This is a genomic window from Microbacterium sp., from assembly GCF_035277845.1.
Lineage (GTDB): Bacteria > Actinomycetota > Actinomycetes > Actinomycetales > Microbacteriaceae > Microbacterium.
In genome coordinates, this window is the sequence record NZ_DATEJS010000362.1 from 1 (window position 1) to 9,725 (window position 9,725).

General features: G+C 69.4%; 7 protein-coding genes and 1 tRNA gene. 6 read left to right on the forward strand and 2 right to left on the reverse strand.

Going from position 1 to position 9,725, the window contains the following annotated elements:
- Window positions 1-1,123 (reverse strand): zinc-dependent metalloprotease (locus VJR25_RS15995; RefSeq protein ID WP_324116820.1); only part of this gene is annotated, 1,123 nt, incomplete at its 3' end.
- Between the two features lie 130 nt (window positions 1,124-1,253).
- Between VJR25_RS15995 and VJR25_RS16000 the strand changes: the two genes are divergently transcribed.
- The 4 genes from VJR25_RS16000 (at window position 1,254) to VJR25_RS16015 (ending at window position 6,347) form a co-directional block, all read left to right on the forward strand.
- Entirely contained in the window at window positions 1,254-2,378 is a 1,125-nt protein-coding gene (locus VJR25_RS16000; protein WP_324116821.1) for a YlbL family protein, read from the forward strand.
- 58 nt (window positions 2,379-2,436) lie between these two features.
- Window positions 2,437-5,355: a UPF0182 family protein gene (locus VJR25_RS16005; RefSeq protein ID WP_324116822.1), complete on the forward strand. Its 2,919-nt coding sequence runs from the start codon at window positions 2,437-2,439 to the stop codon at window positions 5,353-5,355.
- Window positions 5,356-5,395: 40 nt separating this feature from the next.
- Window positions 5,396-5,469, forward strand: a tRNA-Met gene (locus tag VJR25_RS16010).
- 59 nt (window positions 5,470-5,528) lie between these two features.
- Window positions 5,529-6,347, forward strand: coding sequence for a carbon-nitrogen hydrolase family protein (locus VJR25_RS16015; protein ID WP_324116823.1), 819 nt, complete (start codon window positions 5,529-5,531; stop codon window positions 6,345-6,347).
- Between the two features lie 19 nt (window positions 6,348-6,366).
- Here the strand turns inward: VJR25_RS16015 and VJR25_RS16020 are convergent, their stop codons facing one another.
- Complete coding sequence (locus VJR25_RS16020; RefSeq protein ID WP_324116824.1) at window positions 6,367-7,581, reverse strand: aminotransferase class I/II-fold pyridoxal phosphate-dependent enzyme; 1,215 nt, start codon at window positions 7,579-7,581, stop codon at window positions 6,367-6,369.
- Between the two features lie 97 nt (window positions 7,582-7,678).
- Between VJR25_RS16020 and VJR25_RS16025 the strand changes: the two genes are divergently transcribed.
- Together VJR25_RS16025 and VJR25_RS16030 are read left to right on the forward strand one after the other, a co-directional pair.
- On the forward strand, window positions 7,679-9,250 hold the full coding sequence (locus VJR25_RS16025) for a S1C family serine protease (protein WP_324116825.1): 1,572 nt from the start codon (window positions 7,679-7,681) through the stop codon (window positions 9,248-9,250).
- 45 nt (window positions 9,251-9,295) lie between these two features.
- On the forward strand, window positions 9,296-9,725 hold a 430-nt coding region (locus tag VJR25_RS16030; RefSeq protein WP_324116826.1), incomplete at its 3' end, for a CDP-glycerol glycerophosphotransferase family protein.

Consider the following 9,725-nt stretch of genomic DNA (forward strand, 5'->3'; position numbering starts at 1 on the left):
GGATGCGACGCGGACGCAGTTCGAGGCCCACGAGCGTCCCGAGCGCGTGCTCGCCGGGTCCGCCCACGGCGCGACGGCGGCGGACCACCTCGGCGATGCGCTCGGAGGCGGGGATCCGGGCCGTGGCATCCGCGGTCACGACCTCCACCCAGCCCTCGATCGTCGCGAGCAGGTTCTCCAAGCGTGCGAGGGCGGCTTTCTGCGCCTCGGTGCGCTCGGGCAGCAGGGCGCCGTTCTGGATGGCCTCGCGGAACTCCTCGGGCTCGTTCGGGTCGAAGCGGGAGGCCACGTCCTCGATCGCGCTCATGTCGATCTCGACGCCGCGGGCGAAGTCGGTCACCTGGGCGATCACGTGCAGGCGCAGCCACTTCGCGTGGCGGAACAGTCGCGCGTGCGCGAGCTCGCGGGTGGCCAGATACAGGTCGAGCTGGTCCTGCGGGATCTCGAGGTCCCGTCCGAAGTCCGCGGCGTTCAGCGGCAGGATGACCGCCCGCCCGGCGGGCATCACCGGGATCCCGACGTCGCCGCCGCTGAGCACCTCCTTGGAGAGTTCGCCGACGACGTGGCCGAGCTGGCCCGCGAACAGCGTCCCGCCGATCGTTCGCATGATGCGGCTCGCGCCCTGCAGCATGTCGCGCATCTCCTCCGGCGCCTGCTCGCCGATCGCCGTGGTCAGGGCGTCGGCGATGCTCGTCGCGACGGGCGTGGCGAGCTCCTGCCACACGGGCATGGTCGCCTCCACCCACGCACCGCGTGTGATGCTCTCCGGCGCGGTCGCGAGCTCGGAGATGGTGGTGGACTCGCTCAGCCACAGCGTCGCGAGCGTGAACGCCTGGTCGAATCCGCCGCGCTGGGCCGACGAGACGCTCAGGTCGCTCTGGTTCGCGAGGTGCAGGGCGGCGCGCTTGGACGCATCCCAGTCGATGCCGGACTCGCCGGCGTTGCGCATGGTCTCCTGCAGCTGGCGCATGGCCGCCTGCATCATCGACGGGTCGACACCCATGCGCTTGAGCTCCTCGAGCTGCGCCGGATCGATCGTGCTCGGGTCGAACGAGCCGCCGAACAGCTGACGCAGAATGTCCTCGAATTCGCGGTCGTCGCCGCGGTCGTCGTCATCGGCCACGTCTGCCGCCTTTCAGCAATGGTGGGGGGTCGTGCATCTACGCTAGTCGCACGGATCGCTCCCGCAGCGGGGTGCGCGGTGACTGCTGTACGCCGCTCGCGAACGGGGCCCGGAACAAGGAAGGCTCTCCGTGGCGCTGTTCGATGAGAACGTGACGATCACCCCCGCGCCGAAGCGGCCGCGCACGCGTCGCACGGTGGTCGGGCTGTGGGCCCTCACCGTGGCGCTGGTGGCCATCCTGGTCATGTCGTTCCTGCCGACCGGGTACGTGATCCAGAAGCCCGGGCCGGTGTTCAACACCCTCGGCACCTCGGCCGACGCCAACGGGAAGGACGTGCCCCTGATCTCGATCAGGGGAGCCCGGACGTACCCCACGTCGGGAACCCTCGACATGCTCACCGTGCAGGTGGCGGGCACACCGGAGCGCACGCCCAATTGGCTCGAGCTCGCCTCGGCGTGGTTCCAGTCGTCGCAGGCGGTGGTGCCGCTCGACGAGATCTATCCGCCGAACGTGTCCAGCACGCAGCTCGACCAGGCCAACTCGGCCATGATGGTCGACTCGCAGAAGGAGGCCACCGCGGCGGCCCTCAGCCACCTGGGCTACGACGTGCATCCGCGGCTCGAGGTGTACTCGCTCACCGGCGACTCCGCGGCGAAGGGAATCGTGAAGTCGGGCGACGTGATCCTCGCCGCCGACGGCACGACCGTGACCGATGCCGACGTGCTGCGCCGGATCGTCGCCGGGTCCGCCGGGAAGCCCGTGTCGCTCACGATCCGTCGCGACGGCAAGGCCCAGGACGTCTCCGTGACGCCGCGGAGGCAGACCGTCGACGGGCATGCGGCGTGGCTCATCGGGGTCATCCTCACCACGGACTACGACTTCCCGATCGATGTGACCATCCAGCTCGACAACGTCGGCGGACCGTCGGCGGGCATGATGTTCGCGCTCGGTATCATCGACGACCTCACGCCGGGCAAGCTCAACGGCGGCCGGAACGTCGCCGGCACGGGCACGATCACCGCGGACGGCACCGTCGGCGCGATCGGGGGCATCCGGCAGAAGCTGTACGGCGCGAAGGATGCCGGAGCCGCCTACTTCCTCGCACCGGCGTCGAACTGCGACGAGGTCGTCGGGCACGTCCCGGCCGGCCTGCGGGTCTTCTCGGTGAAGACGCTCGACGACTCCCTCCGGGTGCTGTCCACGATCGCCGACGGCGGGAGCCTCGGCCGACTGCCCACCTGCACGGCCAAGTAGCAGCCTCGGCCCGGCAGGTCCGGCCGGGCGTGTCGGATGCCGAACCTAGGATGGAGGGGTGACTTCGTCCCCTGCGCCGACGCCCGCCCCTCCCCGCCGCTCACGCCGTGTGGTCGCGATCACCCTCGTGGTGCTCGCCGCCCTGGTCGTGGCGTTCTTCATCTTCGCGAACCTGTATGCGGATTGGCTCTGGTACAGCCAGCTCGGCTTCTCCCGTGTGCTCGGGACGGAGTGGGGAGCCCGCCTGCTCATGTTCGTCATCGGGTTCCTCGGCATGGCGGTGCCGCTGTGGCTGGCGATCCAGCTGGCCTACCGGCTGCGGCCGGTGTACGCGCGGCTCAGCTTCCAGCTCAACCGCTACCAGGAGGTCGTCGAGCCGCTGCGGCGCCTGGCGATGTGGGGCATCCCGATCTTCTTCGGCTTCTTCGCCGGATTCGCGGCGTCCTCCCAGTGGGAGACGACGGCTCTCTGGCTCAACGGCGTCTCGACGAAGACCGTCGACCCGCAGTTCCACCTGGACACGGGCTTCTACATGTTCGCGCTCCCGTTCTACAGCTCCCTGCTCGGGTTCGCGTCGGCCGTGGTGCTCGTGTGCCTGCTCGTGAGCGCGGTCGTCACCTACCTCTACGGCTCGGTGCGCATCGGGCAGCGTGAGCTGCGGATCTCGCGGGCGGCCCGCATCCAGCTGGCCGTGCTGGCCTCGCTCTACCTGCTGCTGCAGGGCGTCAGCCTCTGGATCGACAGGTACAAGACGATGGTGGAGCCGGCCGACCGCATCACGGGCCCGGGCTACACCGAGGTCAACGCGGTCATCCCCGGCAAGACGATCCTCGCGATCGCCGCGATCATCGTGGCGATCCTGTTCGTCGTGACCGCCATCATCGGGCGCTGGCGCTACCCGCTCATCGCGACGGCGCTGCTGATCGTGTCCGGACTCGTCGTGGGCATGGTCTACCCGTGGATCGTCAACGTGGTCGAGGTCAAGCCCAACCAGCTCAGCCTGGAATCGAAGTACTACCAGCGGAACATCGACGCGACCCAGACCGCGTACGGCATCAGCGACCTCGCCACGACGAACTTCGCGGCGACCACCACGGCCAAGGCGGGCCAGCTCAAGCAGGATGCCGGAACGACCAGCCAGATCCGCATCATGGACCCGGCCATCATCAGCCCGACGGTGCAGCAGCTCGAGCAGTACCGCTCGTACTACCAGTTCAAGGATCCGCTCGACGTCGACCGCTACGACGTCGCCGGCAAGACGCAGGATGCCGTGTCGTCGGTGCGCGAGCTGAATCTCTCCGCGCTCGGGAACGCAGCGTCCTGGCAGAACACGACGATGATCTACACCCACGGCTACGGCATCGTCGTGGCCAAGGGCAACCAGCGCACCGACGACGGCAAGCCGGTGTTCCTGGAGCGCGGCATCCCCACCACCGGGTCGCTGACCAACGACGAGAAGTACCAGCCGCGCATCTACTTCGGCGAGAACTCCCCGGCCTACTCGATCGTGGGGGCCCCGAAGGGCACGACCCCGATCGAGCTGGACTACCCCTCGGGTTCCAACGGCTCGGCCGAGACGAAGACCACCTTCTCCGGCAACGGCGGCCCGAACATCGGGAACTGGTTCAACCGACTCATCTACGCGATGAAGTTCCAGTCCGAGCAGATCCTCTTCTCCGACGCCATCAACAAGGACTCGCAGATCCTGTACGACCGGGATCCGATGGTCCGCGTGCAGAAGGCCGCGCCCTACCTGACGCTCGACAGCGATCCGTACCCGAGTGTCGTCGACGGCCGCATCGTCTGGATCGTCGACGGGTACACGACGAGCGCCCAGTACCCGTACGCGTCGACGGTGAGCCTGTCATCGGCGATCGCCGACTCGTCGAACCCGGCTCCGCGCTACGCCCTCGACGACATCAACTACATCCGCAACTCGGTGAAGGCCACCGTCGACGCGTACTCCGGCAAGGTGACGCTGTACGCGTGGGACGACAAGGACCCGATCCTGAAGACGTGGGAGAAGATCTACCCCTCGACGGTCAAGCCGCTCGGCGACATGTCCGAGCAGCTGATGAGCCACGTGCGGTACCCCACCGACCTCTTCAAGGTGCAGCGGGCCATGCTCGGCGTCTACCACGTGGACGACGCCCAGTCGTTCTACCAGAGCGACAACCGCTGGGTGACGCCGAACGACCCGCAGGACCAGACCAGGTTCCAGCCGCCGTACTACCAGATCCTGCAGATGCCGGACCAGTCCGCGCCGCAGTACTCCCTCTTCACCACCTTCATCCCGCAGTCGAACTCGTCGAGCACCTCCCGGAACGTGCTGATGGGCTATCTGGCGGTCGACTCGAACGCGGGAAGCACGCCCGGCAAGAAGGCGGCGGACTACGGCAAGCTCAGGATGCTGGCGATCTCCGCGGACACGCCCGTGCCCGGTCCCGGTCAGGTGCAGAACACCTTCGACGCGCAGCCGAACGTGTCGTCGTTCATCAACCTCCTGAAACAGGGCGACTCGCAGGTGCTCAAGGGCAACCTGCTGACCCTGCCGGTGGGCGGTGGTCTGATCTACGTGCAGCCGGTCTTCGTGCAGTCGTCGGGCGCGACGAAGCTGCCGACCCTGCAGAAGGTGCTCGTGGCCTTCGGCAACAAGGTCGCGTTCTCGGACACGCTCTCCGAGGCCCTGGACGACCTGTTCGGCGGCAACTCGGGCGCCAACACCGGCGACTCGGGCGTCACCCCGAGCGCGTCCCCGAGCCCGTCCGTGTCGACCCCGCCGAACACCGGCGGCAACACCGGCACCGAGAACAGCACCGCCTTCCAGGCGCTGCTGCAGGATGCCGCCCAGGCGATCTCGGACCGCGAGGCGGCGCTGAAGAAGGGCGACTGGACGGCGTACGGCGAGGCCGATGCCCGTCTCACGTCCGACATCCAGCAGCTCATGCAGCTGGAGGCGCAGCAGAAGAAGAAGTGAACGGGGCACCTCGCGGCGTGTGTTAGGCTTTTAAACGTGCCGCGGGGTGGAGCAGCTCGGTAGCTCGCTGGGCTCATAACCCAGAGGTCGCAGGTTCAAATCCTGTCCCCGCAACAAAAGAGAACGGCGTCCCGTACGGGGCGCCGTTCTCGCATTCCTGGGAGGATGGCCGAGTGAGTGAGAACACCGCATCCGGTTCCGTCGGCGTCGCGGTGGCGCAGTTCGCGCCCGGCGACGACGAGGCGCGCAATCTCGAGGCGATCGCCGACCTGGTGGCGCAGGCCGCGGGGCGCGGCGCACACGTCGTGGTGCTGCCGGAGTACTCGAACTGGTTCCGCGACCCGTTCGACGCGCAGCTGCGCGAACACGCGCAGCCCCTCGACGGCGCGTTCGTCATCGCCCTGACGATGCTCGCGGCGGAGCACGGGGTGACGATCGTCGCGGGCCTCGTCGAGGAGGCCGAGGACGCCCAGCGCGTCCGCAACACCGTCGTCGCGGTCGACGCGTCCGGTGTCCATGCCGTGTACCGCAAGCTGCATCTGTACGACGCGTTCGGCCAGCGGGAGTCGGACTGGATCGAACCGGGGGCGATCGAGGCGCCCCGGACGTTCACCGTCGCGGGCCTGACGTTCGGGATCATGACCTGCTACGACCTGCGCTTCCCGGAAGTCACCCGGCGCATCGTGGACGCCGGCGCAGACGTGGTGCTCGTGCCGTCGGAGTGGGTCCGGGGGCCCCTCAAGGAGCACCACTGGAGCACTCTGCTGCACGCGCGGGCCATCGAGAACACCGTGTTCGTCGCGGCCGCCGACCACACCCCGCCGGTGGGGGTCGGCCATGCGGTGATCATCGATCCGCAGGGTGTCACGCGGGCGGAGCTCGGCACCCGCACGGATGTCGCGGTCGCCTTCCTCGACCCGGCGGAGGTCGCCGAGGTGCGTCGCGTGAACCCGGTGCTGCAGCTGCGGCGGTTCGGCGTGACGGCGCTCTGACGACCCGTCAGACCACCGGTCAGGCCATGGCGGCGAGGCGGGATGCCGCCTCCCGCAGCACCTCCACGCGCTTGCACGCGGCGAACCGCACGAGCGTCGCGTACTCGGACCGATGTCCCGGCGTGACGAACGCGGTGAGCGGGATGGCGACCACCCCGGCGCGATGGGGGAGCGAACGGCAGAAGTCACCGGCATCCGTCGCCCCGAGCGGCGCGGCATCCACGACCGTGAAGTAGGTGCCGTGCGTGCGGATGACGTCGAGGCCGGCGGCCCGCAACCCCGTGCCGAGCACCTCGCTCTTGGCCCGCATGCCCTCGGCGACGCCGGTGAAGTACGCGTGAGGCAGGCGCAGTCCCGTCGCCATGGCGGGTTGGAACGGCGCCCCGTTGACGTAGGTGAGGAATTGCTTCACGGCGAGCACGGCGTCGATGAGCGCCGCGGGTCCGCTGATCCAGCCGATCTTCCAGCCGGTCGTCGAGAACGTCTTGCCTCCCGACGAGATCGTCAGGGTCCGATCCCACGCTCCGGGAAGCGTGGCGATCGGCACGTGCGTCGTGCCGAACCGCAGGTGCTCGTACACCTCGTCGGTGACGATCAGGGCGTCGTGCCGCTCGGCCAACGCGACGATGTGCTGCTGCACCTCCCGACTGAACACGGCGCCGGTGGGGTTGTGCGGATCGTTGACGAGGATGATGCGGGTGCGGTCGGTCACGGCGGCCGTCAGCTCGTCCGGATCGGGGACGAATCCGGTGGCATCGCGGCGCAACGGCACCGGAACGAGCCGTGCGCCGGCGAGGGCGACGCAGGCCGCGTACGAGTCGTAGAACGGCTCGAAGACGACCACCTCGTCATCGGGGCCGTCGATGAGGGCGAGCAGAGCGGCGCTCAGCGCCTCGGTCGCGCCCGCGGTCACCAGCACGTCGCGTTCCGGGTCGAGGTGCAGGCCGTACCAGCGGGATTGGTGCTCGGCGATCGCGAGGCGCAGATCGGGGATGCCACGGCCCGGCGGATACTGGTTGACGCCGTTCGCGATGGCCTCCCGCGCGACCTCGAGCACGACGAGCGGACCGTCCTCGTCGGGGTAGCCCTGACCGAGGTTGATCGCGCCGGTGCGGCCCGCGAGGGCGCTCATCTCGGCGAAGATGGTGGGGAGGACGGTTCCGTCCGGGTCCAGCAGCCCGGCACCGGCGGCGGCGCGACGCCAGGCGCCCGTCACCGAAGTCGCATCTCGCACAACCCCCACGCTACTCGCATAGTGTGATCGCACTGTCGGCATATAGAGCACACAGAATCCGCAGTCATGCTGGGACGGCCAGCCAGAAGGAGCACGAATGAGCGACAACCAGGGCTTCCGCCCGGAAGATCTCCCGCACGAGGGGCAGACCGCCGCGCAGGATGCCGCAGCCGCTGAGACCGGCGCTGCCGGCGCACCCGCGCCGCAGCCCGAGCAGCCGACTGTGCCTCTCACCCCTCCCACCGCACCGACCGTGCCCGCGTCCGTGGCGGCGCAGCAGGCCGCGGCGACCCAGCCGATCCCGCCGGAGTATGGCCACCACGCTGCCGCGCACCCACTGCCCCCGGTCTACCCGGCCACGGTGCCGCACCCGGCCCACCAGTCCTACCCCGGCGAGGCTTTCGGACTGCCCGGCGGCGCGGGCGACGCGGGTCAGCCGCAGTACCGGCATGACGCGGACGGTGCGGGACAGAAGAAGTCCGGCGCGACCCGGATCGCCGCTCTGCTCGTCGCAGCCGCCGTCGTCGGCGGTGTCGCCGGACTCGGCGGCGCCTGGGCCGGCGCGAACCTGTGGAGCACGAACTCGGCGAACGGCGTCTCGGCCCCGCAGACCGTCACCGTCAACGACACCTCGAGCGTGAACAACACGACCGCGATCGCGGCGAAGGTCGTGCCGAGCGTCGTGACGATCAACGTGTCCGCCGGCAGCTCCGGGGGCACGGGGTCCGGCGTCGTCCTCTCGAAGGACGGCTACATCCTGACGAACACGCACGTGGTCACGCTCGACGGGGCCACCTCCGGCGGCAGCATCACGGTGACCACGTCGACGGGTCACGTCTACAGCGCCTCCGTCGTCGGCACCGACCCGACGTACGACCTCGCGGTCATCAAGCTGAAGGACGCCTCCGGCCTGACGCCGATCTCGTGGGGCGACTCGGGCAAGCTCAACGTCGGTGACGAGACCGTCGCCGTCGGCGCGCCGCTCGGCCTGTCGAATTCGGTGACCACCGGAATCGTGAGCGCCCTGAACCGGTCGATCGAGATCGCATCGTCGGCGGCGCCGAACGGCGGCTCGCAAGACGACGGCAACGGCGGCCAGAACGGCGGCAGCCCGTTCTACTTCGACTTCGGGCAGGGGCAGTCGCAGCAGTCCGCCACCGATTCGATCAAGATCGCGGTGCTGCAGACCGACGCGGCCATCAACCCCGGCAACTCCGGCGGGGCCCTCGTCGACAGCGACGGCAAGCTCATCGGCATCAACGTGGCGATCGCGTCGACCGGTAGCTCCTCGACCAGCCAGGCCGGATCGATCGGCGTCGGCTTCTCGATCCCGTCCGACATCGCCCAGCGCATCGCGGACGACCTGATGAAGGACGGCAAGGCGACCCACGGGCTGCTCGGCGCGACGGTCGCGGACGCGGCGTCGATCCAGGGCGCCACCACGACCGGCGCCTACATCGAGAAGGTCACCGCAGGCGGGGCGGCCGACAGGGCCGGCCTGCAGAAGGGCGACGTCATCACCTCGTTCAACGGGGCACCGGTGAGCGACTCGGTGGACCTCACCGCCCAAGTGCGCGCCCTCGCGGGCGGGGCGAAGGCCCAGCTCGTCTACACGCGCGACGGCCAGTCCAACACGGCGCAGGTGACCCTCGGGACCTTCACCGGCTGACCGTCCGGCCAGGAGAAGGACGCCGCCCCGCGATAGGCTCGCGGGGTGGCGTCCTTCTCTTTCGGTGCGGGAAACGCGGCGAAGCTCCTGCGGATTCCGCTGTACATCGCCGGACGCCTGCTGACTCTGGTCACGCCCCGCACCCGGGATCTCTGGGTGTTCGGCTGCGGCGGCGGCATCGGCGACGGCGCGCTCGCACTCTGGCAGGTCGCCGCCGAGGAGGACATCGACGCGGTCTGGCTCGTCGACGGCGAGCGCGACGCGGAGGATGCCCGTGCCCGCGGCATCCGGACCCTCCCCAAGCACTCCGTGGCCGGGCTCTGGCGCACGGCCAGGTCCCGTGTGATCGTGATCACGCACGGCTTCGGCGACGTCAACCGCTACGCCGTGTCCGGCGGGTTCGTCGTGCAGCTGTGGCACGGCATCCCGCTCAAGCGCATCGGCGTGGACTCCCCGGAGACCCTGCGCCCGCCGG